Genomic DNA, 23,437 nt, shown 5'->3' on the forward strand with positions numbered 1-23,437 from the left:
ATATTGCGTAGGCCGGATAAGCGAAGCGCATCCGGCAATTGCGTGGTGGATGCGCTTCGCTTATCCATCCTACGAGCTGGTATATTGTCCCGGTAAATGGTTCGGGCTTGGATTCGGCGCAGTCAATTACTTTAGGAGGGCTTTAAATGAAAATTCTCGTTACCGGCGGTACCGGATTTATCGGCAAGGCCCTGGTCAAAGCCCTGATCGGAGAAGGCCATTGGGTGACCGTGTTGAGCCGCAGCCCCGAGAACGTCGAACGGGTTTTCGGTCCGGAAGTGATAGGGCTCGGCCATTTGAGCTTTTTGCAGCCTGACGCGTCGTTCGATGTGATCGTGAATCTGGCCGGCGCGCCGATTTTCGACGCGCGCTGGAGCGAAGCGCGCAAACGGCTGATCCGGGAAAGCCGGATCGGCTTGACCGAACAACTGGTCTCCTGCATCGAGCGGATGACTGTCAGGCCGAAGCTGCTGATCAACGGTTCGGCGGTCGGTTATTACGGCGATCAGGGCGATCAGATTCTCACCGAAGCATCGTCCGTTCGGCCCGATTTTTCGCACCGGTTATGCGCGGACTGGGAACAGGCGGCGAGCCGGGCGGCCGAGTTCGGCGTCCGGGTCTGCCTGATGCGGAGCGGGCTGGTGATTGCCGGTGACGGCGGCTTATTGCAGCGGATGCTGTTGCCGTTCCGCCTCGGCATCGGCGGCCGGCTCGGCAGCGGCCGGCAGTGGATGTCCTGGATACATCGGGAAGACTGGATCCGGATCGCGCAGACGATGATCGCCGATGAAACGATGCAGGGCCCCTACAATGCGACCGCGCCGAATCCGGTCATGAACCGGCAGTTTACCGCTACACTGGCGCGCTGCCTGCACCGTCCGGCGCTGTTTCCGCTGCCCGCCTTCGTGTTGAAAACGCTGCTCGGCGAAATGTCTGAGCTGGTATTGGGCAGCCAGCGGGTGCTGCCCGAACGGTTGCTGATGCACGGCTTCCTGTTTCGCCATCCGGATCTGGAAGGCGCCTTGCGGGCGGCGCTGGGGGCGGAATCGGGAGGTTTTGAAACAAAAATATAGACATCTAAATGGGGTCTGACGTTTTTAGGATTAAGGGCCGTAGGATGTGCTGAACGAAGTGAAGCGCATCGTTCGCGTGAGAATAGTTCCCTCGATCGATGCGCCTCGTGCCTCGGCGCATCCTACATTTGGCGCATTTTACGGGTTTTGGGTTTACGTCCTTCCAATAAGTCAATCTCGTTGGTCAGGAATGCGACCATACGATCTCGAAAGACTCGAACTCTTGCAGTTGTGCGCAAATCGACATGGCTGAGTACCCAAATATCAGATCCCGATTCGGTGTACTCAACAGGGATGCGTATCAGTTCATCCGCCTCGTCGGCTAAAGAACAAGGGAGTAAAGCCAGCCCTAGGCCTTCCCGGCACATTTCGAACATGGCTACACTGGAGTTGGTCCGGTAAGCTCGCTTGAGTTTGGGAAAATTTTTCTTGATCCAATACGGCAAACTGACGCCATCGCCTATCCAGGTGATACAGGGCGGTGTTTCCGGCGACAGGTTTAGCCATAGCGTCGGGTGGCCGTAAACATAATAGGCAAGCCTGCAAATACGTTTGCCGACCACATTCGGCGGCGGCTCGATAAGGGCGTGAATCGCAATGTCGGCCTCGCGGCCAGCCAGATTCAAAACTTCCTCGGCAGCGATGAGTTCGAAATCGACGTCGGGATAATCTCGCTTGAAATCGCGGATAACCGGCAACACAAAACGCTTCGCGCATACATCGGAAACCGTCACTTTAATCAATCCCGAAATATCCTCGGAGTCGCTTTCGACCTTGCGATAAATGGCATTGGCTTGGTTCGCCATCACTTCCGCCAGCGCGACGATCTTTTCCCCAACCGGCGTGATGACCCAGCCTTTTGCAGTACGGTCGAACAAGGCTTTGCCTAGTTGATTTTCCAGTTGCGCAACCCGCCGGCTCACGGTGGATTGATTCACTCCGAGCCGTAACCCCGCCTCCGTGACATTACCCGAACGAACTACTTCAATGAAATAACGCAAGTCGTCCCAATTTAGATTATGCATATTTGCAATGGCCTTATGCTAAATTCAATATTAGGCATGCATTTTAATCATTTGCCAGTCGCTTATAATAGTTATTTCGATCAAGAAGAGCTGTAACGGCTCATGGGGTAAGGTAAGCGTGGAACAGAGCATGAATGAACTGATGAACCACACGGCCGAGATGGGTCAGATGGAAATGTTTTCCAGGGCCTGGTACAACGAATATTTTCGGCGTGCGGCCGAAAGCCCGGCGCATTCACGCTTCTGCAAGGCCGTTTATGGTATAGACCTGTGCCAACACGGCATGATGGATATTGAGGAAATGGGTTTTTTGGCTTCATTGCTCAGCGTTGGCGAGAAGGTGCTGGAAGTCGGCTGCTCAAACGGTTACATCACCGAATACCTCCACGAAAAAACAGGCAGTCATATCCTGGGCCTTGATTATGCGGATGCTGCCATTGCCCAGGCGCAAGACAGAAACCGCGATAAAGCCGGCACGTTGAATTTTCAGTGCGTAGACCTGATTCATGACGAACTGCCCGGCGACGATTATGATGTTATTCTCGCCATCGATTCGATCTATTTCATGGGCGATTACAATAAGATCCTGGTCAAGCTCAATGCCAGACTGCGGCCCGGCGGCCGTATGATCATCGCGGCGTTTCAGGTCAAGGAGGAGCATGATTCCGATGCAATTTTGTTGCCCGGCCATACGCGCATGGATCAGGCGCTACAGGCTCTGTCATTCCGCTATGTTCAGCACGACTTTACTCCGAATATCCGCAATCACTGGATAAAAAATTACCAATTCTCTCGCATGCTTCAGCCCGAGTTTGCCGACGAAGGCAATGCCTTTTTGTGCGAGGCGCGCATGGCGGAGAACGGCTGGTTCAAGGATCATGCCGAGCGCGGTACACTGGTTCGGTTCATGTATGTAATCGAGCATAATGCGGATCTCGCTCCGTGTTAAGCGGAGACTCGCTGCAATAAAACGAAGGCGAAAGGACGCAGAGTTATTGCCTGTTTTTTCAAAAATTCCCCCTTTATTGTTGGCAAAGGAAAATATTATGCCGGGCTACGTTGATGAGGTTGTCATTCCGTACGATCGTGATCTTGGACCGGTGCTATTCGAGCATTACGGCGCCGATACCGCTCGGCGCGTTGCCGGACAAGCGCCACTGGACGTCCTGGAAATCGCTGCCGGTACCGGTATCGTCACCCGCCACATGCGCAATTTGTTGGCGAAGGAAGCCCGCCTGACCGCGATCGATATCAGCGATACGATGATGGACGTGGCCCGGCAGAAGTTTCAGCCCGGCGAACAAGTCACGTTCATGAATGCCGACGCCACTGCGTTGCCGTTCGATGACGAATCCTTCGATGCCGTGGTCTGCCAATTCGGCATCATGTTTTTCGACCGCGACAAGGGGTTGCGCGAGGTTTACAGAACCTTGAGGCCCGGCGGTCGCTATTTGTTCCGTGTCTGGGATTCGGAACGCTATAACCCGTTTGCCAGTTTGAGCTTCGAAGTCTTTAAACACTATTTTCCGTCGGATACACCGCAGTTTTTATTCGATCCTGTGTCCTGCCATCAAATCGATCCGCTCAAGGAACAGTTGATTCAGATCGGGTTTGATCCGGTGGTTATTTCCGTGCAGCGTCACGTCTACGATATTCTCGATGTGACGGCGTTTGCGCGGGCTTTGGTATACACGCCGGTGATTTTCGAAATCAGGGATCGAGGCGGCGTCGATCCCGAGGATATTGTCAAGCAGCTAGCCGAAGCCTTCAAAAAAGAGTTCGGCTCTGGCCCGACGCGTTATCCGATGCAAGCCATTTTATTCGAGACGGAAAAGCCCAAGGCTTAAACGCCTGGGAAAGGCTTCGTTTCCGTTCGCCCCATCCTTTGTTATTCGGTATCTACTATGAAATCAAGATTCTCTATCTTCAATTGCGCCATCGGCGGGTTGGCAGTGCTGTTGATGCAGAGCCCGTCTTATGCGATGCCGGGCATGGACATGCCTTCCGGCGCGAGCGCCCAAGCACCGTCATTGGCCAAAAGCATCGGCGCGCCGATCAATTCCGATGCTGCGGAGTTCGAAATGACCTACAGCGCCGATGGCAAAACCGTTTTGTTTGTTTCTACTCGGCCGGGCAGTATCGAGTCCAAAGGCACCCCTTACAGCTTTGATATCTGGATGGCTCACAGCGCCAATGGCGCTTGGCAGGCACCGATTCATCTTGGGCCTGGCATCGATCCCAAGGTGGGCCCAAACATCAATACCGAAGCCTGGGAACTTGAGCCCAGCCTATCGGACGATGGCAACGCGATTTATTTCACTCGCTACCAGCCAGGTAATCTTTCGACCGGCGATTTGTACGTAGTGCAGAAAATCGATGGCATCTGGCAACAAGCCAAGAGCTGGAATGACGTCCCGGAACTGCCGCATCTCAACACACCGACCGGCGAGGAACATTGCCCGATCATTGCATCGGACAGTCTGATTTATTTCAGCTATCAGCAACCGGGCGTCACCCAGGACAGCGACATCTGGAAGGTCGAAAAGAAAAACGGCGCTTGGCAAAAACCGCAAAGCTTGGGAATGCGGATCAACTCGCCGTACCGGGATCATTTGCACTGGACCGGATTGTCGAAAGACGGCAAAAGTCTGGTGATTACCAGCACGCGCACCGACATGGGTTCGCGCGGCGGCCACGACGAATGGATTTCGCACCGGAATCCCAAGGGCGAATGGCAGGAACCGCTGAACCTTGGCGACACAGTGAATACCGCCGGCGAAGACATGTGTTGGTCGTTCTCGCCGGACGGCAAGAGGTTTTTCGGTGGCTGGGGGCCGCAAGGTTCGTACAACATGGATGTGCTGTGGGTCAACAAAGACGATGTACCGTTACTAAAAAATTTCGATCCTATCGGCCCCCGCCAAATCTAATGACTAAAACTAAGGCAAAGGCCAGCGAGATTAAGTAGTTTCGTCATTGTTGCTGTCTTTTAAAGCTTATTCTGACTGCTCCAGGTGAGAATAAGTGGCTGGTTTTAGTGTACTTTGTGACATTCAGTTTAAATACGGATTAAGAGCTGAAGACTGTTGCGCTGTGAAGGCAGTCTAATAAAATCCCCCTGCCCCTTTTTCAAAAGGGGAGGGGAAAGTGGCATTGTCGAAGGGGCGAGAGCAAGAGTCGCTTCAACAATGGCCAAAACGACGTCCCCTTTTTGAAAAGAGAGCAAGTATGCTGGCGACATCCCCCTTTGAAAAAGGGGGCAGGGGATTTTCTCTACAAATAGTTGATGAGGCAACGCCGATGCAGCGCTTAATTCGCATTAAAATCCTTGCTTACCGCCCTGCCGCATCAAGGGCCGTAGGATGTGCTGAACGAAGTGAAGCGCATCGTTCGCGTGAGAATAATTTCTCGATCGATGGGCCTCGTGCCTCGGCACATCCTACACTTGGCACATCTTACGGGTTAGGAGCCTGTGACCGTTTGTTCCATTCGCTACACAGCTTTCTAAACGAGCGACTACGGTCAAACGCTAGCTGCAAGTCTATTTGCGCGGAAAATGCCGGTTGATCGGTCGTTTCGCCATACGAGCGGTTGGCCATGCAAGCCTCGATCCAGCCCTTGGCATCGCGCGGTCGTTCGGGATCGATGGCCTTTGCCGGGTCACAATTGAAGCCTCGATTTCCCTGCAGCGATTCGGCGGCTGCGATAAACCAGGCTTCGTACTCTCTGTTTGCCAACACAACGGAAATTTTACGGTGAGGGACGATACTTTGGGCGCGACACAAAATCTCTTGACTCAGTTCGGCGGGGCAGTCATCGTCCGCATCGAATAGGATTAATATCCAGCCTTCGTCGCCGCATTTGTTGGCGGCAAGAGTGAGATGGCGGCGAAATTCGTCATCCTTGTTTAGGAAACGGTCTCGGCGGACACGAATCGGATAGCCTACATCGACATAGACTTCCGGGGTTAACCACTCGTTGAGTCGCCGTAATAGGACAGGTAAAGCGATGACTTCACCATCGCCCTCCACAATCGCAGTCACATTGATCACGGCTGGCTGTCTCCAAATAAATCGGTTTGTTTTTGTTCTTGCGCTTCCAGTTGTTTGCGGTCGGGAGCCAGTTGATTTAGACGCAGCAACTCGCCTGCGGAGAACAGTGAGTCTCGCATCGCTTGCCGAGACGCTTCGTCGATGGGGCCGATCCGGGTTTCGCCTTTTTCGGAAACCACCGACAATAAAGAATCGGCATTCAATTGCCGATCGTCGAGCAGATCCGGACTGTGGCTGGTGACGATGATTTGAGTTTCTTGCGAAGCCCTATTCAACGCTTCGCGCAAAGCTGAACTTGCCGCCGGATGTAATGCCGTCTCCGGCTCTTCGATACCTATCAAGGTGGGGGCGTAATCCCGGTTACCTTGAAACAGTGCAGCCAATACTCCCAATGCCCTTAAGGTGCCGTCAGACATGTTTTGCGCTAGAAAACGCCAGGGATACTTGGCGCCGGCCATGTCCTGACGAAATTCAAGGGTTTCCATCGGGCCAATGGACTTACGTTTCACACCATGAACCATAGGTACGACAGTCTGCAAATATTCCTGGATGATGGCTATACGTTCCGGAGATACTCTTTCTAAGTGCCCAATGACACTAGCGATGTTTTCGCCAACCGGCTTTAGCAACTTACCCTCTTGCGGTTTCTGCAGTTCACGCATTAATTTGGGATTCAAATTGTAAAATCCCATTGTTGAGAACAGGTCGAAAACCGGACGAAATTCGGTCAAGCCGGAAGCGGCTACCAATGCTAAGCGGTCGGAAGTCACGTAGGGGAACGTCGATTCGCTACTGTTGCGCAGTTTGCCTTTATCGATCTGGAAAAATGGGCCTTTACCAATACCCACCAATACGCATTCCTCGGTTTGCACTTCGTAACCTTGGCCGGAGAGCGCTCCCACATTGAATGCGTAATGTCCTTTTTGCCCATTAGCGAGTGAGAATTCCAGACGGATGCCGAAATGGTTTGGATGGCCGCTGGAATATCTGCGTACTTCCGACAGGCCCCCGCGTTCGTTTAATGCGTTGTCCAACGAACTTGTCAAGGCATCTCGTACCAAGTGCAAGGCATCGAGGAAATTGCTTTTACCGGAACCGTTTGCCCCTACTAAATAGGTCAGTTGGTCCAATTTTACGTTGCAATAACCAATACTTTTGTAGTTTCGTAATACGACGCGGGTGATACGGGCATGGGCCATGGGGTTAGGTTCTCTATATTTTGATGTACGTTAGGCAATCGAACTGCTTGGCTTGGCTCGGTAATTGGCACCTGATTTTTTCCGGCGTGCTGTATCAACGGCGTTCGAGTCATTGGCGATAGCGTACTCGGAGGCATGTTGACCTCAAAATGTGCGATTACACAAGATAATCGCACTTATATTTTCAAATGACAGCTTATTTGTCCTTATCTTGTCCTTGCAAATTATTGCATATGGGTAGAAAAGGGTCGAAGCGAGGCGGTCAATGTAAGATGCCATCGAGTTCTTTTCGATGACTTGTAAGGTCAAGCTCAGATTTTTACACAGTAAAGTCCCGGCTTCCGCCCGGCTGCATCGAGTTTATGAGTGATTGAAAAACTCATGTTCCAGGAGTTTCGCATGCGCCGCGGCCAGACGCGCGATTGGAATGCGCGGCGCCGAGCACGACACATAATCCAGCTTGATATGGTGGCAGAAGCGGATCGATTGCGGATGGCCGCCCTGTTCGCCGCAGATGCCGATCTTCAGGCCGGGGCGGGTGTGGCGGCCGAATTCTGCGGTCATCTTCATCAGTTGCCCGACGCCCTTGACGTCGAGCACTTCGAACGGATTGTCTTCGAGCAGGCCGACCTCGTTATACAATGGCAGAAACTTGTTTTCCGCGTCTTCGCGCGAGAACGAGAAAGTTGCCTGTGTCAGATCGTTGGTGCCGAACGAGAAAAACTCGGCCAGTTCGGCCAACTGGTCGGCGCGGGTACAGGCGCGGACCGTTTCGATCATCGTGCCGAATTTGAAGTCCAGCGTCAGACCGTAGCGGGTTTCGGTCTCCTGCCGGACTTCGGCGACATATTCCTTGACCCGCTTGAGCTCCTCGGCGGTGATTACCTGCGGCACCATGATTTCGGGCGCAATCTTCAGGCCCTGCTGCGCGCAGAGCGCGGCGGCTTCCAGCACCGAGCGGATCTGCATCTTGTAGATTTCCGGATACGACATGCCCAGGCGGACGCCACGGTGCCCCAGCATCGGATTCACCTCGTACAGGTCGCGGACTTTTTTCAGCATCAGTTCTTTTTTCGCGATTGCCTTGCTGATCACCTCCTCGTTCAACAGATCGAACGGGGCGGGCAGCGTCGTCAGATGCCCGGCCAGCGTTTCCAGCGTGACGCGCTGGCCCTTGATCACCGTTTCGTACTTTTTCAATGCCTGGATTTCGTCTTCCAACTGATGTTCGCTGGGCAGAAATTCGTGCATCGGCGGATCGAGCAGGCGGACGGTTACAGGAAAAGGCGCCATCGCGGTAAACAATTTCACGAAGTCTTCGCGCTGGATCGGGAACAGTTTTTCGAGCGCCGCGGCACGGCTTTCCGGGTCTTCGGCCAGGATCATGTCGATTACCAGCGGCAGACGCTCTTTTGCGTTGAACATCCGTTCGGTGCGGCACAGGCCGATGCCGGCCGCCCCGTAGGCGAGCGCCTTCTTCGCGCCTTCCGGCGTATCCGCATTCGCATGCACCTTCAGCTCCGCGTATTCGTCGGCCCATCCCAGCAGCGTCTGCAATTCTTCCGAAACGGTCGGCGCCACGGTCGGAATTTCGCCCAGATAGATCAGTCCGGTGCCGCCGTCGATCGTAATGATGTCGCCTTCGTGGATCAGCACCTCGCCGACCTGCGCGCGCCGTGATCTGACGTCGACCCGGATGTCCTCGGCGCCCGCGACGCAGGCCTTGCCCATCCCGCGCGCCACGACCGCCGCGTGCGATGTCTTGCCGCCGCGGCTGGTCAGGATGCCCTGCGCGGCGAAAAAGCCGTGGATGTCTTCCGGCTTGGTTTCCTCGCGGAGCAGGATCACCGCTTCGCCGGCCTTGCCCATCATCGCCGCGGTATCCGCGTCGAAAACGCATTTGCCGCAGGCCGCGCCGGGGGAAGCCGGCAGGCCCTGGGCGAGCGGCGGAATCTTGTTGTTCGGGTCGAGCTGGGGATGCAGCAGTTGTTCGAGCAGTTCCGGATTGATCCTGAGCAGCGCCCGTTCCTTGCTGATCAGGCCTTCTTTGACCATCTCGACCGAGGTCCGGACCATCGCGGCCGCGTTCATTTTCGCGTTGCGCGTTTGCAGGCAGTACAGCACCCCGCGTTCGATCGTGTATTCGAAATCCTGTGCCTCGCGGTAATGCTGTTCGAGCTTGTCGCGCAGTTCGGACAGCTGGCGGTACAGGTCGGGCATTTCCTTGGCCAGTTCCTGCACCGGTTTCGGCGTGCGGATGCCCGCGACCACGTCCTCGCCCTGCGCATTGACCAGATATTCGCCGTACATTTCGTTTGCGCCGGTGCCGGGGTTTCGGGTAAAACCGACCCCGGTCGCGCAGTCGTTGCCCATGTTGCCGAACACCATCGTGACGATGTTCGCCGCGGTGCCGTTGGCCATCTTTTCGGTTACGCGAAACTCGCGCCGGTAGTCCACCGCGCGCCGGCCCATCCAGGAATCGAACACCGCCTTGATCGCCAGCTCCAGTTGTTCGTAGACGTCTTCGGGAAAAGGACGGCCGGTTTCTTCCCTGACTACCTGCAGGAACGACTCGCTGATCTCCTTTAGATGATCCACGTCGAGCGCGACATCGGCCTTGATGCCCGCCTGTCTTTTGACCTCTTCGAAATGCGCGTCGAATTTTTCGTCCGGAATGCCGAGCGCGACCTTGCCGAACAGTTGAATGAAGCGGCGGTAGGCGTCGAAGCCGAAGCGGGGATCGCCGGTCGCTTCGATCAGGCCCTGCAAGGTTTCCCGGTTCAGTCCGAGGTTCAGGATCGTGTCCATCATGCCCGGCATTGAAATGGCCGAGCCCGAACGCACCGAAACCAGCAAGGGTTGGCTTTTGCCGCCGAAAGCCTTGCCGGTCGTCCGTTCGATTTCCTGCATGTGGCGCCTGACATTGTCCATCAGTCCGCCCGGCAGCCGGTGATGTTGCAGATAATCCAGGCAGGCCTCGGTCGAGATCACGAAGCCCGGCGGCACGTTCAGGCCAATCTGAGTCATTTCGCACAAATTGGCGCCCTTGCCGCCGAGCAGCGCCTTGTTTTTGCCGTCGCCTTGTTGGAAAGAAAAGATGTATTGTGTTGTCATGCTGGTTTTCCCCCTGTAGCCATAAGCGGACAAATGGCCGAATTCCATAGTCTGCGGCGTTCTTGCGCCTATTGATTATGCAGGTAGGTGTTAAACGGATGCTCCTACCCGTGTCTAGCTAAAAACGTAATGGTGTGACTTGGCCCGTCGCCAAAAAATTCCGGTAGTCGGCCAGTACCTGGGCATGATCGAACGCCAGCAATTCGGGCAGTGTCGCAAATGTGAAAATGCCGCAGTTCTTCGCATCGTCGGCGGCGACGGGCATGCCGTGCGCCTCGGCCACATAGCAGGCGGTCGCCGTATGGCCGCGGGCATCGCGCTTCGGGTCCGAATAAATGCCGAGCAGCGCGGTCAGGCGCACGTCGAGCCCGACCTCTTCTTTCGCTTCGCGGATCGCCGCCCGTTCGACCGTTTCGCCCACATCCACAAAGCCGCCCGGTATCGCCCAGCCGTAGGGCGGAAACGCGCGCTCGATCAGGATAAAAGGCCGTTCGGGCAGGTCGATCAGTTCGATGATCGTGTCGGCGGCAAGCAGCGGGGTGACGGGTTTGGTCATGGCGAAGTCAGCCGGTTTTTTTGCGCGCGACGAGCACCCCGTCCCGGATCGGGTTGATGTACGCGTCGAAGTCGGGATCGCCGAAAATCAGCGCGTTGTGTTCGAGTATCGCTTCGGTCCAGCCGGGCACGACGTCGGTATATTCGTCCATTGCGACACGCCCGTGCCAGAGCACGTTGTCGGCGATATAGAGTCCGCCGGGGCGGATCCGGTCTTTGGCGAGGCGCCAGACTTCCGGATAATCGCCTTTATCGACGTCGTTATAGCAAATATCGAACGGTTCGTGGGTGCCGGTGAAAATATCCTGTGCGAATCCGGTATGGAAATCGATCCTTTCCCATAAACCGGCCACTTTCAGAAAATGCTCGGCCTGGAACCGGTTCAGCGGATCGCCGTCGGTGCAGACGATCCGGCCTTCGGAGCCCACTGCGCGGGCAAACCAGTAGGCCGAATAACCGTAGCCGCTGCCGAACTCGAACACGCTCTCAGCACCGATCGATCGGGCCAGCGATTCCAGAAACACCCCGACCAGGCGCCCGACGATCGGAAAACTTCTCTGTACGGCCAAGGACTCCATATCCTGCAATACAGGGGTATCGGTGCGGCCGAGCAAGCCGCGCAGATAGTTTTCGATCGCCGGATCGACCGGAACGATCGAGGTTCGATTGGGCGGTGTGGGGGATGTATGGTCGGTCATCGGCGGCGTTCTCCTGGCGCTGTGGGAAGGAATGGCTCCGGGCTTTTTTCACTCCGCGGTCAGGATGTCCAGTACGGTCTGGACCTGCTCGGCGGTCTCGCGGCCGAGCGCGGTCAGGTAGCCGCCGTCTTCGTGCGTGACCAGGCCTTTGCGAAACAGGCGCCGGGTCGCTTCGATCACTTGGGGATCGGCATTTTTATGTACCTTGATGCCTTCCTGCGTGGTGGTCAGGTTATAACGGACCAGCACATTCAGTTCGTCGACGAGTTCGGGGTTATAAAACACGGGAAACGCTCCATTTTCGGTAAAGTAAAATCTGCCGGGCATTGTAACCCGAATTCGCGGCGCCCGTTCAAGCGTCGAGCGGTTTGCCGGAGGCTTAGGCAGGTTTACGGACGGTGACATACCGGCTATGCTATCGATTTTTCGTCTTGATCTTAAATTTTACTCGATGTTCGCGATGCGTTTCCGTTCGTTACTTCTCATGGCCGCGTTGTTTGCGCTTGGCGGGCCGCTGACGGCCGCTGCCGATGCCGGGGAGGAAGGCGGTGCGGAACCGGCCCTGGCGGAAGATTCGGGAGGCATGCCGGTCGTCAGTCTCGACCGGCGGAAACAACAACTGGCCGGCCTGGAGATCGTGAAAGTCCGGCCGAGTCCATATCGGCCGGAATTCACCGCCTACGGCAGAGCGGTCAATGTCCAGCCGCTCTTGGCGCTGAGGAGCCAATACCGGGTCGCGCTGTCCGAGCAGAAAAGCGCCGGCGCGCGGCTCGCCCAGTCCGGCCAGAGCATTCGCCGCACCGAAGAATTATACCGGCATGGGGTCGCGGCCAAGCGGGTCATGCAGGAGCGGCAGTCGTTCTGGCAGACCGACAAGGCGCAGTTCGATGCCCGGCGCGCCCAGAGCGATGCAGTGCTCGAAGAGGCGCGGGTGACGTGGGGCTCGGAACTGGCCGATTGGGCATTTCAGGCCGGCAAGGACCGATTGAGCGATTTCGTGAACGGCAAAGAGACTCTGCTGCTGGTCACCCTGCCGGCCGGCAAGGCGTTGCCGCTGCCGAATGCGGCGGCGTTCGCCGATCCCGAAGGCAATCGCGCCAATGCCGAGGCGGCCGTCTATATCTCGCCCACACCCCAGATCGATCAGGCCGTGCAGGGAACCAGTTATTTTTTCCGGACCTCCGGCAGCAGGGTCAGGCCCGGCATGACGGTCAGCGTGTGGCTGCCGGATGGCAACGCGCAGGAAGACGGCGTTACCATTCCCGGATCGGCGCTGGTCTGGTCGATGGATCAGCCGTTCGTGTATGTCAGAACCGGTCCGGAAGCCTTTAGCCGGCGCTTGATCGGAAATTATCGGCCTTCGCCCGAAGGCTATTTCGTTCGGGACGCGTTGAAGGCGGGCGAAGACATCGTGTCGGTCGGCGGCCAAATGCTGCTGTCGCAGGAGTTTCGCGCGCAAATCCCCGACGAGGACGATTGAACGCGCCGCTTGGCGACCAAAAATAAACGCAAGTCTTCATTAAGCCGATGTTCATCGGCGATGTGTATGCTGATACCCAGAGAAAAGGCCGTCGATGCAGAGGAGTCCAGGGCTTTGCGGACGGCTTGCCGGTTCAGTGTTGCAAATTCATTGTGAGGAGACAAGTCATGATTCGATCGGGTTTTCGGGCTAAATGCCTTATTTTGGCGGCTGTCGCGTCGCTGTTTACGGCAGGCCCGGCGTTTGCGGACAAGCCGGGCTGGACCGGCGGCCCCCGCGGAGGACAGAGTCGCCAAGCCGAACGCTGGCAAGGCCAGGGCGGTTATTCGGGAAGGGAATTCCACGGTGGGGATGGCGGCCGGGATTACCGGCGCGGGAGACAGGCGGACCGGAATGACGGGTCGCGCTATAAGAACGCGGATCGTCCCCGTTACAGCGGCGGCCGGTATTTCGTCGATAATCACCGCACCATCGTGCACAATTATTATTACGATCAATACCGCGGCGGCCGCTGCCCGCCGGGATTAGTGAAGAAAGGCAACGGCTGCGTGCCGCCCGGCTTGGCAAGAAGGTGGGCGATCGGCCGTCCCTTGCCGCGCAATGTGATTTTTTACGACGTGCCGCAGCCCGTCGTCTTGGGGTTGGGCTATCCGCCGCCGGGTTACCGGTTCGTGCGCGTGGCTTCGGATATTCTGTTGGTTGCGATCGGCACCGGCATTGTGATGGATGCGATCTACGACCTGGGCGGCGGCTGGTAGCCGGCTTTCTCGCCCTTGGCGGGAGCGCGCGTCGGGCGGAACTTTTTATCTTAGGAGCTGAGACATGGCCGTAAAACTGACTGCGATACAGGCCGATATCACCGCTTTGGCGGTCGATGCGATCGTCAATGCCGCTAATGGCAGCCTCCTGGGCGGAGGCGGCGTGGACGGCGCGATCCATCGCGCGGCCGGGCCCGAATTGCTGCGGGAATGCCGGACGCTGGGCGGCTGCGAGATCGGCGATGCGAAGCTGACCGGGGGTTATCGGTTGCCGGCCCGATATGTGATCCATACGGTCGGTCCCGTCTGGCGCGGCGGGGTACGAAACGAACCTGAGCGGCTGGCATCGTGCTACCGGCGCTCGCTGGAAATTGCGGCCGAGCATGGTATCCGGACTCTGGCGTTTCCGTGCATCGCTACCGGTATTTACGGCTATCCGGTCGAACTGGCGGCTGAAGTCGCTTATCGGACCGTCTCCGCTACGGTGGTCCGCCCGATTTCGATAGAAGAAGTCATTTTCTGCTGTTTCTCGGCGGACGATCTGGCCGTATACGCCAGACTGCTCTCATTAGACACGAAATGATCCGCGTCTCGCTCTCTTCCGTTTATAAGGCTAAGGCTGCCTGAAAGTTTTGATAAAAAAAAACGGTGCGAACTGCGCTTCCTGACAGTGGAGTTTGGTTATAATCCCGTGCTGTTTTTTATCCATTTCAGTGCCGGAAAAGTGACTGATGAATTCGTCTGATTTGCCCGAGAGGCCGCCCCAATCCGTCACGTTGCGCCAAGCCTCCGGCTATTGGCTCAAACTCGGGTTTATCAGGGCCGTAGGGCGGATTCGCCGCTAGGCAATCCGCCATAACTTTGAGGCATGCTGGCGTTTTGCTGCCGCGAAAACGCCCTACAGGTTACTGGACTTATTCTTTTCGTTACGTTGAAAAAAGTGAAAGGGTTTCCAAAAGCCCACGTAGGGCCGTAGGGCGGATTCGCCGCTAGGCAATCCGCCATAGCTTTGAGGCATGCTGGCGTTTTGCTGCCGCGAAAACGCCCTACAGGTTACTGGACTTATTTTTTCCGTTACCTTGAAAAAAGTGAAAGGGTTGCCTTTCGAAAAATGCAGAATTTCAGGCCGCTCGATGAGGCGTACCGTTTCAAAAGCGAGGGGGAGGGGCGGCGCCGCAAATTTTCCATATTCCTTACGCCGCATATAAACAGTAACGGTTACGGCCTTGCTCCTTGGCCCGGCATAGCGCTCGATCGGCCGCTTGCATCAGCGATTGAGGATCGTCGCCATCTTTGGGGTACATGGCGATGCCGATGCTTGCCGAAACGGCGGTTTCCGGGGCCGCTGCCAGCGGCGGGCTTGCGATCGCAGCGAGCAGGTTCGCCGCGGTCCGCTCGGCATCGTCGCTGTGACGAATACGCGGCAACAGCACGAAAAACTCGTCGCCATCGAAGCGGGCAACGGTATCGGCTTTTTGCAGTACGCTCCCGATACGCTTGGCGATGTCTTGCAAAAGCGCATCGCAGCATACCCGGCCCAGGCGCGCATTGAGTTCTTTGAAACGATCCAGATCGATAAGCAGCAATCCCCCCGCTATCGGTTCGCTGTCGGTTCCGGCCAGCGCCCGTTCCAGGCGGTCGTTGAAAAGCTGGCGGGACGGCAGTTTCGTCAACGAGTCGTAAAAGGCCAACTGCGTCAGGTTGTTTTCGGCATGGCGCAATAAGGACATATCGGACAGCGCGCCGACATAGCGCTGAACCGCGCCGGTCATGTCGCGCACCACGCTGATGCTGGCCCAGGCCGGAAAGCCATGCCCATCGGAATGTCGACAGCGCAGTTCGCCCTGCCAGTACCCGCCGGGAATCGAGCCGATGCGACCGAAAAAATCCGGGAGCAACGGCGCTTCGAGCAATAGTTGGTTGACATCGGCACCGATGGCTTCTTGTTTTTCGAAGCCGGTAATCAGTAGAAAAGCCGGATTCACCGTAATGATCCGAAGGCTGTCGTCGGCGATGAAAATACCCTCGGTCGTGGTGTCGAACACGGCCGCGGCGGCTCTCAGCCGATCCTCGGAGTCGTGCTGTTCGGTAATGTCGCGAACGACGCCGATGATGCGGGTGATCTTGCCGCGCGTGCCCGGATAGGATTTCGCGTGCATCTCGACCCAGGCGATGCGGCCGTCGTCGTGATCATGCCGAAAAAACCGGTGCAATTGCTTTTCCTGGCTCAGCGCCTCGGTTAGGGCGGCTTCGACATCCGGCCGGTCGCTTGCCTGTACCCCTTTCAGTAACGTTTCCAACGGTGGTTCCCCGATTTGCTCGGGCGTTTCCATCACGCAATAAAAATGGCCTCCGGTAATGACGCGCCGGCTGCCGACATCAAACTCCCAAATACCCAGGCCCGCGGCATCCAGCGCCAGGCGAAGACGCTCTTCGCTGGCTTCGACCTGGGCCTCGGCCATTCGGCGCACCAAGGCCATTTGTAAAGTGGCGTGCAATTCCCGGCCCTCGCAGGGCTTGACCAGATAGCCGTAAGGCCGGCTCGCCTCCGCCCGTTGCAGGATGTCGTCCTCGGCATAAGCGGTTAAAAACACCACCGGGATCTTGAAGTGTTCGCGTACTTTGCGCGCCGCTTCGATACCGTCCATGTCGCCCGCCAGATTGATATCCATCAGCACGATGTCCGGATTCAGTTCGCCGGCCCGCTCAATCGCCAGTTCGCCGCTCGCGACGATCGCCACCACTTCATAATTCAGGTGGGTCAATTGCATTTCGAGATCGAAGGCGATGACGCTTTCGTCCTCTACCAATAAAATCCGGGTCGGCTTCATGTTTTGTTATCCTCCATCATCGGCGTGAAATACAGCATAAAACACGTGTCTTTGCTCCGCCCTCTTTCCAGCTGGCCTTCGATTTGTCCCGCCAGCCGCTGCACGAGTTTGAGTCCCAAGGATCGAGTCTGTTCGAAACAGAAGCCTTCGGGCAAGCCGACGCCGTTGTCGCGGATCGACAAACACGCGTCGCCTTGGCCGTCCCAACTCAGCGTAATGCGGACTTCGCCGCTGCGTCCGTCGGGAAACGCATGCTTAAAGGCATTGGTGATCAATTCGGTGACCAGCAGGCCGCACGGTATGGCGCGGTGCAGATCCAGGTAGACCGGGAAGCCTTCCGATTCGGTTCGTACCGAGGCGCGGCTGGATGCCGGCGCGTTCAACGTGATCAGCAATTGCCCGAGCCGCTCCAGATAGTCGTCGAGATGAATGCGGGTAAAATCGTTGCATTCGTAGAGAAGCTGATGAATGAGCGCCATGGCCCGTACCCGCCCCTGGCTTTCGGCGAGGACCTGTTTCACGTCGGGGTCCGAGGTATGCAAAGCCTGCAAATTGAACAGGCTGGAAATGACTTGCAGATTGTTCTTGACCCGATGATGCACTTCGTTCAGCAACGTGGTTTTTTCATCGAGCGCGCGGCTGATCGTTTCCTGGGTTCGTTTGTGTTCGGTGATGTCGCGGGTCACCTTGGAATACCCTTGATGTAGCCCCGTTTCATCGTACAACGCGGTCAGCAGGATGTTGGCCCAGAAAGTCGAACCGTCCTTGCGTACCTGAAGGACGTCACCTTCAAAATAGCCCTGGTCACGAGCCAGACGCAGATGTTTCCCGGGCAAGCCCGACCGTACTTCGTCTTCGGTATAGAAGATGTCCGGTGAACGGCCCAGGACTTCATCGGCACTGTAACCCTTGATGTTTTGGGCGCCGACGTTCCAGCTCATGACATGGCCATCCACATCGAGCATGTAAATCGCATATTCCTTGACGCCATCGACCAGAAGGCGAAAGCTTTCCTCGCTTTCGCGAAGTGCCTGTTCGGCGTGTTTACGTTCGGTGATATCGACGATAGCGGCCAGCACCATCGGCCCTTCGGCGGTTTCGATCGGATTGAGGCCGATTTCGACCGGAAATTCGCTGCCGTCGCGCCGCCTGGCATACAGATCCCGGCCCGCCCCCATCGCACGAGCCTTGGGGTGGGCGAAAAAATCGTGGCGCGAAACGGGATGGTCGGCCCGAAAGCGTTCCGGCAGCAGCACTTCGACCGGCTGTCCGATCAGCTCGGCGCGCAAGATGCCGAACATGCGCTCGGCTTGCGCGTTGACCAGTTCGATCAAACCGTTGCGATTGACCATCACGATGCCGTTGGGCACGGATTCGACCACCTGTTGAAAACGGTTTTCAAGGCGTTTGCGTTCGCTGATATCGACGATGGCGGCGAGCACCATCGGTCCTTCGGCGGTTTCGATCGGATTGAGGCCGATTTCGACCGGAAATTCGCTGCCGTCGCGCCGCCTAGCGTACAGGTCCCGGCCGGCGCCCATCGCGCGCGCCTTGGGATGGGCGAAAAACTCGTGGCGCGAAGCGGGATGCTCAGCCCGAAAGCGTTCCGGCAGCAGCATTTCGACCGGCTGCCCGACCAGATCGGTGCGGACAGCGCCGAACATGCGCTCGGCCTGGGGGTTGACCAGCTCGATCAAACCGCTGCGATTGACCATCACGATGCCGTTGGGCACGGATTCGACCACCTGCTGAAAACGGTTTTCAAGACGTTTGCGTTCGCTGATATCGACGATCGCGGCGAGCACCATCGGCCCTTCGGCGGTTTCGATCGGATTGAGGCCGATTTCGACCGGAAACTCGCTGCCGTCGCGCCGCCTGGCGTATAGGTCCCGGCCGGCGCCCATCGCGCGCGCCTTGGGATGGGCGAAAAAATCGTGGCGCGAAGCGGGGTGGCCGGCCCGAAAGCGTTCCGGCAGCAGCACTTCGACCGGCTGCCCGGCCAGATCGGTGCGGACGGCGCCGAACATGCGCTCGGCCTGGTTGTTGACAAGAACGATGTGGCCCCGGTTATCCACCATGACCATTGCGATCGGAGCCGCTTCGACCAACGCGCGGTAAATCGGCTCATTATTATGATGTTGTTTCATTTTGAGTCATCAACGCTGTAACTCGGGTGCACGGGCTCAACGATCATCCCGATTGTCATGTCGGTACGGTTGAGTTGATGAAGTTGATCAGGTCGCCGGCCGGCAAAGGTCGGCTGAACCAATAGCCCTGACCTTCCTTGCAGTGGCGACGCGCCAGAAAATCGCATTGGGCTTCGGTTTCGATACCCTCCGCCACAACGACCAGACCCAAATGTTTGGCCATGCTCAGAATGGTTTCGGCGATCGCCACATCCTCCGCATCCTCGGGAATCCCCTGGACGAAGGCGCGATCGATTTTCAGGCAAGTGACCGGCAGCCGCTTGAGATAGGCCAGGCTGGAATAGCCGGTGCCGAAATCGTCGATGGCGATACGAACGCCGAGGCGGCTTATTGTGTTCAGCACAACGATGGCTTTTTCGGGATTGTCCATGACACAGGATTCGGTGAGTTCCAATTCGAGGCAGGCGGCCGGCAGCATCGCATCGAGCAGGGTCTTCTCGACCAGGCAGTGGAATGCGGAATCGTGAAGTTGCCGGGCCGACACATTGACCGCCATGCGCAGATCGGTCAGCCCTTCGCTTCGCCAATCACGCAATTGCCGGCAGGCTGTGTTCAGCACCCAGTGGCCGATTTCGCCGATCAGTCCGATCTCTTCGGCCAGATGGATGAATGCGTTCGGTGCCAACAATCCCCGTTGCGGATGCTGCCAACGGATCAAGGCTTCCACGCTGGTGACGCTGCCTGTCGATAGATCGATGCGCGGCTGATAGTAGAGTATGAATTCATCGCGAAGCAGCGCCTTGCGCAGGTCGTTTTCGAGCATCAGCCGCTGTTCGCCGGCTTCGGTCATCACCGGGTCGAAAAACTGAAAATTGTTGCGGCCGCGTGCCTTGGCCTGATAAAGCGCGACATCGGCATGTTTGATCAGGGTGTCGCCGTCCTGGCCGTCCTGCGGAAACAGACTGATGCCGATGCTGGTCGTGACATGCAGCGTATAGCCGGACAGATCGAACGGAAGCGCCAGAACCGCCAGTATTTTTTCCGCGACCAACGCCGTTTCCCGCGCGCTGAAAATCCGGGGCAGTAAAATGACGAATTCGTCGCCGCCCATGCGCGCCACCGTATCGCCTTTGCGGAGCACCTGGCCGAGCCTCAGCCCGGTTTCCCGCAACAGCAGGTCGCCGAGCGCGTGCCCCAGCGAGTCGTTGATCGTTTTGAAACGATCGAGGTCGACGAACAATACCGCCGCCTGATGGCCGCTGATCCGGGCGAAGCTCAACGTTTGTTCGATGCGGGTCGACAACAGCGCCCGGTTCGGAAGACCGGTCAATGCGTCGTGATAGGCCAGATGCTCGACTCGGGCTTGCAGAGCCCGATGTTCCGTCAGGTCGATGCAGGCGCCCACGAAACCCACGACCGCCCCATCGGGCAGCAATCTCGGCGCCATGGTGTCCAGAACGGTGCGAAATTGGCCGTCATGCCGGCGCAGGCGGTATTCCAGCACCACCGGCTCCTTGGCGGCCATCGCGTTTTGATAGCCGTTCAGGCACACGTCCCGATCCCTGGGATGCACATCATTCAGCCAGCCGTAACCCAGTTCTTCTTCCATCGGACGGCCCGTAAAATCCAGCCAGGCTCGATTGAACCATAAACAACGCCCTTCGAGATCCGCCATCCAGATTTTGATCGGCAGACTGTCGGCCAACACATGAAAGCGCTCCTCGCTCTCCAGCATTTTCGCTTTCATTGCCTGCCGTTTGCGTTCGGCGTGGTAACCGGTCAGCAGAGCCGCACAGGTGCTCAAAAAAGGATCGAGCGAAGCCGCGATCTCCAGATTATAACCGCCCGGCCGATTGGCGAGTCCGATCATGCCGATCATGTCGTCGCCCTGATAAATCGGCAAACCCAGGAACGAATCGATGGCCGGATGCCCAGAGGGAAGGCCGGCGCGCCGATGATCATGAGGCGCATCGTTGCTCAAAACGGCTTTGCCGCTGGTTAGCACCGCGCCGATCAGCGAATTCAGGTTGTGAAACTCAAGACCGTTTTGCAGCGTATTTTCATAGAGGTGGCGCGTGTCCGCATCCCAGACGACATTGCTGTAGACATGCGTCTTGAGGTAGAGCCGGCCCGCCTCGTCGATCAGCACTTCGCCGATGAAGCCATACTGGCTTTCGCTCAGATTCAGCAGTGGATTCAGCATATGTTCGAAGGTGATGGCCACATCCCGGTTAAGCAGAAAATCGCGCTGCACATCGGAAAGCGTCTGCAATATCGCGTGCGAATGCCGCAGCGCCATCTCCGCCTTTAACCGGCCGACTTCCGCGCCGATCCGGGCCGCGAACACGTCGAGCGCCTCGATGATCATTTCGGTATCTTTCAACGGATGGGTTCCCGCCATCACGACGATGCCGAGAGGCTGCCCCGTGGAATCGAAAAAAGATGTTCCGATATAACTGTCCACATTCCACGCCTGAATCAACGCATCGTCCGGAAATTTGGCGCGGACGTCGGTTTCGTATATCTGCGTACAGTGACGACCGATAACCTGGGCGCACGGGCTACCGGTAAGAGGATAGCTCAGATTCGAAGTCAACGCGCCCCGCTCGCAGGCCGCCAGCGTGGTAATACTGTTCCTGCCGGGTTCATCGAGCAGGCCGATCAGCGCATAATCGACATCGAAATGCTGGGTGAGGCGTTGTACCAACCCTTCGAGAAAGGCGGTTCCGAATTGACGCGAAATCCCGCTACGCAGATCCGACAGAATACGTTCAATCCGCATCCGGCGCTCGATTTCGGTTCGCAATCGGCTGTCGGCCGATTTCAGACTGTCGATGCGGTTTCGTACCTCGAGCGTCATCAGCGTACCGTGCCATATCACGAAACCGAAAAAACCGAATCCGGTCAGATAATAAGGCGCGGTCACTCTCCAATCGCTCAGCAAATCCCAGCCTCCGGCTGCGATCAGCAAGCCTGCGGAAAACGCCAGAGATAAAGCCATGCGCCGTTCGCCGAGGCGGTATATCCGCCGGGAGCGGGCCAAAGCCCAGAGCAGGGTACCGGCAATCGCCAGATAGCCGACGGCGTTCCAGACACTCATCGATGGCGTGAAGCGCGCCGGCGTATCGTATCGCAAACCGTATTCGGACGCCTGATTGGCAATCAGCAGCATCCCGAAAACCGAGACGGCGACAATCAGGCAGCGCTTGCCGCAAGGCTGTCCGGCAAGCGCTGCGACATAAGCGATAAAGGCAGGGAAAAAAGCAAAAGCACAGGCGGTTTGCCAACGCAAGGCATTGGCAGCCTCGCGCAGTGTCGGCGCGATACTGTATTGCGCGGTAAAAATCTGATACCCCGCCGCGCACAAACAGCAGCACGCAAAGCTCAGGGATATGCGCCGATCGCTCCCGGCAGTACGGGCCAGCATGATCGATTGTACGCCATTCCAAAACAGAATGCCCGCGCTCAGGATATACGCGCAGATAATGAAGGAGGCAGCGCTATAATCGAACATGACTAAAGCATGAGCGGTTTAGGCGCGGGGGAGGGGAAGATTTCCGATGCGTCCTGCGGAGGATTTTGCCGGCACTGGTAAGAGGGCCATGACGCGGCATGATGAAGACGTGAATGTTGCGATTTTCATTGTGATGTAGTGTATTTTGCAACGAGCCGCTGTTTCCGCTTCGGCGCTTCACTATCGCGTTTCGACAAGCACACCCCGCCAGCTTTTTATTAATTATATGAACGGATATTTTCTCATAACTATTCAGGGATAAAAATCAATTAATGAATAGGGTATTTAGCCCGGTAGGTCGGGCACACGCTGTTTCGTGCCTGACCGTAAGCGCCCAGCCTCGCTCAGACATCATGGCTTATCCCGACTCAGGTTTTTTAGATCATCGGCTTGCCGGGACGTGCGGGTTACGGCAGCCGCTCCGTCTCCTGATTGATCATGTGCGTGGCAAGGTGCTGCAGCGCTGCCTGCATATGGGTTCTCAGTTGCGGATCCATGATCATTTCCGCCAGGGCTTTATTCATGCACAGCATCCACTGGTCGCGCTCCGCTTCGCCGATCGCGAACGGAAAATGGCGGGCGCGCAGCATCGGGTGGCCGAATTCTTCCATGTACAGATTGGGGCCTCCCAGCCAGCCGGACATGAACTTGAACAGCTTGTCCCTGGCGGAGGCCAGGCTGGGCTGATGCATTGCGCGAATGCCTTGCGCTTCGGGCAGGATGTCCATATAGAAGTAAAACCGGTCGACCAGGCTGCGGATGGCCTGTTCGCCTCCGATGGCCTCGTAAGGCGTGAGGGTTGTCATGACGGATTGTGCTCTTTGAGATACGGGGGTTGTATTTGTTCATGCCCGGGCCGTATAGCCCGCTTCTGCGGGCAGTCAGGGGCGGTGATTTTCCTTCCGGATGCGCAACGCTCAACAGGCGCCGCCCGGATCGGACGGATTGCTAAGATAGCGAATGCATGCCAAATGCAATACCGCGGGAATTT

18 protein-coding genes are annotated in these 23,437 nt (G+C 57.1%); 7 read left to right on the forward strand and 11 right to left on the reverse strand.

The genetic code is table 11. The features are described from left to right. Positions 1–146: 146 nt before the first annotated feature. On the forward strand, positions 147–1,073 hold the full coding sequence (locus tag CC94_RS0112420) for a TIGR01777 family oxidoreductase (protein WP_005370251.1): 927 nt from the start codon (positions 147–149) through the stop codon (positions 1,071–1,073). Positions 1,074–1,195: 122 nt separating this feature from the next. On the opposite strand, the gene CC94_RS0112425 is transcribed toward CC94_RS0112420, so the two are convergent. Further along, positions 1,196–2,098 (reverse strand): LysR family transcriptional regulator, encoded by a 903-nt coding sequence (locus CC94_RS0112425; RefSeq protein ID WP_005370253.1) that lies wholly within the window; start codon positions 2,096–2,098, stop codon positions 1,196–1,198. 130 nt (positions 2,099–2,228) lie between these two features. Here CC94_RS0112425 and CC94_RS0112430 point away from each other — a divergent pair, with 130 nt between their 5' ends. The 3 genes from CC94_RS0112430 to CC94_RS21540 all read left to right on the forward strand — a co-directional run bounded on the left by CC94_RS0112430 (position 2,229) and on the right by CC94_RS21540 (position 5,028). Next, positions 2,229–3,047 (forward strand): class I SAM-dependent methyltransferase, encoded by an 819-nt coding sequence (locus CC94_RS0112430; RefSeq protein ID WP_005370254.1) that lies wholly within the window; start codon positions 2,229–2,231, stop codon positions 3,045–3,047. Positions 3,048–3,144: 97 nt separating this feature from the next. Beyond that, positions 3,145–3,945 (forward strand): class I SAM-dependent methyltransferase, encoded by an 801-nt coding sequence (locus tag CC94_RS0112435; RefSeq protein ID WP_005370256.1) that lies wholly within the window; start codon positions 3,145–3,147, stop codon positions 3,943–3,945. 57 nt (positions 3,946–4,002) lie between these two features. Next, a complete protein-coding gene (locus CC94_RS21540) occupies positions 4,003–5,028 on the forward strand; it encodes a hypothetical protein (RefSeq protein WP_245619748.1) in 1,026 nt (341 codons plus the stop codon). A gap of 525 nt (positions 5,029–5,553) precedes the next feature. Here CC94_RS21540 and CC94_RS0112445 read toward each other — a convergent pair. The 6 genes from CC94_RS0112445 to CC94_RS0112470 form a co-directional block, all read right to left on the reverse strand. Continuing rightward, a complete protein-coding gene (locus CC94_RS0112445; RefSeq protein ID WP_031431082.1) occupies positions 5,554–6,150 on the reverse strand; it encodes a DUF4276 family protein in 597 nt (198 codons plus the stop codon). Next, on the reverse strand, positions 6,147–7,349 hold the full coding sequence (locus CC94_RS0112450) for an AAA family ATPase (RefSeq protein ID WP_031431084.1): 1,203 nt from the start codon (positions 7,347–7,349) through the stop codon (positions 6,147–6,149). Before CC94_RS0112450 ends, CC94_RS0112445 begins: the two co-directional genes overlap by 4 nt. Before the next feature lie 360 nt (positions 7,350–7,709). Next, positions 7,710–10,463, reverse strand: a complete 2,754-nt coding sequence (gene ppdK / locus CC94_RS0112455; RefSeq protein ID WP_031431086.1) for a pyruvate, phosphate dikinase — start codon at positions 10,461–10,463, stop codon at positions 7,710–7,712. Positions 10,464–10,581: 118 nt separating this feature from the next. Continuing rightward, on the reverse strand, positions 10,582–11,019 hold the full coding sequence (locus tag CC94_RS0112460) for an NUDIX domain-containing protein (protein WP_005370264.1): 438 nt from the start codon (positions 11,017–11,019) through the stop codon (positions 10,582–10,584). A 7-nt stretch (positions 11,020–11,026) separates the two neighbouring features. Beyond that, a complete protein-coding gene (locus CC94_RS0112465) occupies positions 11,027–11,716 on the reverse strand; it encodes an O-methyltransferase (protein ID WP_031431088.1) in 690 nt (229 codons plus the stop codon). Between the two features lie 48 nt (positions 11,717–11,764). Further along, positions 11,765–12,001 (reverse strand): TIGR02647 family protein, encoded by a 237-nt coding sequence (locus CC94_RS0112470; protein WP_005370266.1) that lies wholly within the window; start codon positions 11,999–12,001, stop codon positions 11,765–11,767. Between the two features lie 199 nt (positions 12,002–12,200). Between CC94_RS0112470 and CC94_RS0112475 the strand changes: the two genes are divergently transcribed. From CC94_RS0112475 to CC94_RS0112485, 3 genes are all read left to right on the forward strand, one after another. Further along, complete coding sequence (locus CC94_RS0112475; protein ID WP_157203431.1) at positions 12,201–13,196, forward strand: efflux RND transporter periplasmic adaptor subunit; 996 nt, start codon at positions 12,201–12,203, stop codon at positions 13,194–13,196. Between the two features lie 167 nt (positions 13,197–13,363). Further along, the gene (locus CC94_RS0112480) at positions 13,364–13,954 is read left to right on the forward strand and encodes an RcnB family protein (protein ID WP_051911492.1); all 591 of its coding nucleotides are present in this window, start codon (positions 13,364–13,366) and stop codon (positions 13,952–13,954) included. Positions 13,955–14,018: 64 nt separating this feature from the next. Further along, entirely contained in the window at positions 14,019–14,537 is a 519-nt protein-coding gene (locus CC94_RS0112485; protein WP_031431094.1) for an O-acetyl-ADP-ribose deacetylase, read from the forward strand. Positions 14,538–15,147: 610 nt separating this feature from the next. Here the strand turns inward: CC94_RS0112485 and CC94_RS0112500 are convergent. From CC94_RS0112500 to CC94_RS0112520, 4 genes are all read right to left on the reverse strand, one after another. Beyond that, positions 15,148–16,785: a diguanylate cyclase domain-containing protein gene (locus CC94_RS0112500; protein ID WP_005370271.1), complete on the reverse strand. Its 1,638-nt coding sequence runs from the start codon at positions 16,783–16,785 to the stop codon at positions 15,148–15,150. Then, on the reverse strand, positions 16,782–18,932 hold the full coding sequence (locus CC94_RS21545; RefSeq protein WP_005370272.1) for a PAS domain S-box protein: 2,151 nt from the start codon (positions 18,930–18,932) through the stop codon (positions 16,782–16,784). Before CC94_RS21545 ends, CC94_RS0112500 begins: the two co-directional genes overlap by 4 nt. 55 nt (positions 18,933–18,987) lie before the next feature. Beyond that, the gene (locus CC94_RS22385) at positions 18,988–22,446 is read right to left on the reverse strand and encodes an EAL domain-containing protein (protein WP_005370273.1); all 3,459 of its coding nucleotides are present in this window, start codon (positions 22,444–22,446) and stop codon (positions 18,988–18,990) included. A 407-nt stretch (positions 22,447–22,853) separates the two neighbouring features. Beyond that, complete coding sequence (locus CC94_RS0112520) at positions 22,854–23,252, reverse strand: group II truncated hemoglobin (protein WP_031431104.1); 399 nt, start codon at positions 23,250–23,252, stop codon at positions 22,854–22,856. Positions 23,253–23,437: the final 185 nt, after the last annotated feature.

This window comes from Methylomicrobium agile (assembly GCF_000733855.1).
Lineage (GTDB): Bacteria > Pseudomonadota > Gammaproteobacteria > Methylococcales > Methylomonadaceae > Methylomicrobium > Methylomicrobium agile.

Coding starts and splice junctions, on each gene's coding strand:
- CC94_RS0112475 (WP_157203431.1), top strand. CDS start 12,201: ATGGCCGCGTTGTTTGCGCTTGGCGGGCCGCTGACGGCCGCTGCCGAT.
- CC94_RS0112435 (WP_005370256.1), top strand. CDS start 3,145: ATGCCGGGCTACGTTGATGAGGTTGTCATTCCGTACGATCGTGATCTT.
- CC94_RS21540 (WP_245619748.1), top strand. CDS start 4,003: ATGAAATCAAGATTCTCTATCTTCAATTGCGCCATCGGCGGGTTGGCA.
- ppdK (WP_031431086.1), bottom strand. CDS start 10,463: ATGACAACACAATACATCTTTTCTTTCCAACAAGGCGACGGCAAAAAC.
- CC94_RS0112520 (WP_031431104.1), bottom strand. CDS start 23,252: ATGACAACCCTCACGCCTTACGAGGCCATCGGAGGCGAACAGGCCATC.
- CC94_RS0112450 (WP_031431084.1), bottom strand. CDS start 7,349: ATGGCCCATGCCCGTATCACCCGCGTCGTATTACGAAACTACAAAAGT.
- CC94_RS0112500 (WP_005370271.1), bottom strand. CDS start 16,785: ATGAAGCCGACCCGGATTTTATTGGTAGAGGACGAAAGCGTCATCGCC.
- CC94_RS22385 (WP_005370273.1), bottom strand. CDS start 22,446: ATGTTCGATTATAGCGCTGCCTCCTTCATTATCTGCGCGTATATCCTG.
- CC94_RS0112460 (WP_005370264.1), bottom strand. CDS start 11,019: ATGACCAAACCCGTCACCCCGCTGCTTGCCGCCGACACGATCATCGAA.
- CC94_RS21545 (WP_005370272.1), bottom strand. CDS start 18,932: ATGAAACAACATCATAATAATGAGCCGATTTACCGCGCGTTGGTCGAA.
- CC94_RS0112420 (WP_005370251.1), top strand. CDS start 147: ATGAAAATTCTCGTTACCGGCGGTACCGGATTTATCGGCAAGGCCCTG.
- CC94_RS0112485 (WP_031431094.1), top strand. CDS start 14,019: ATGGCCGTAAAACTGACTGCGATACAGGCCGATATCACCGCTTTGGCG.
- CC94_RS0112465 (WP_031431088.1), bottom strand. CDS start 11,716: ATGACCGACCATACATCCCCCACACCGCCCAATCGAACCTCGATCGTT.
- CC94_RS0112480 (WP_051911492.1), top strand. CDS start 13,364: ATGATTCGATCGGGTTTTCGGGCTAAATGCCTTATTTTGGCGGCTGTC.
- CC94_RS0112425 (WP_005370253.1), bottom strand. CDS start 2,098: ATGCATAATCTAAATTGGGACGACTTGCGTTATTTCATTGAAGTAGTT.
- CC94_RS0112430 (WP_005370254.1), top strand. CDS start 2,229: ATGAATGAACTGATGAACCACACGGCCGAGATGGGTCAGATGGAAATG.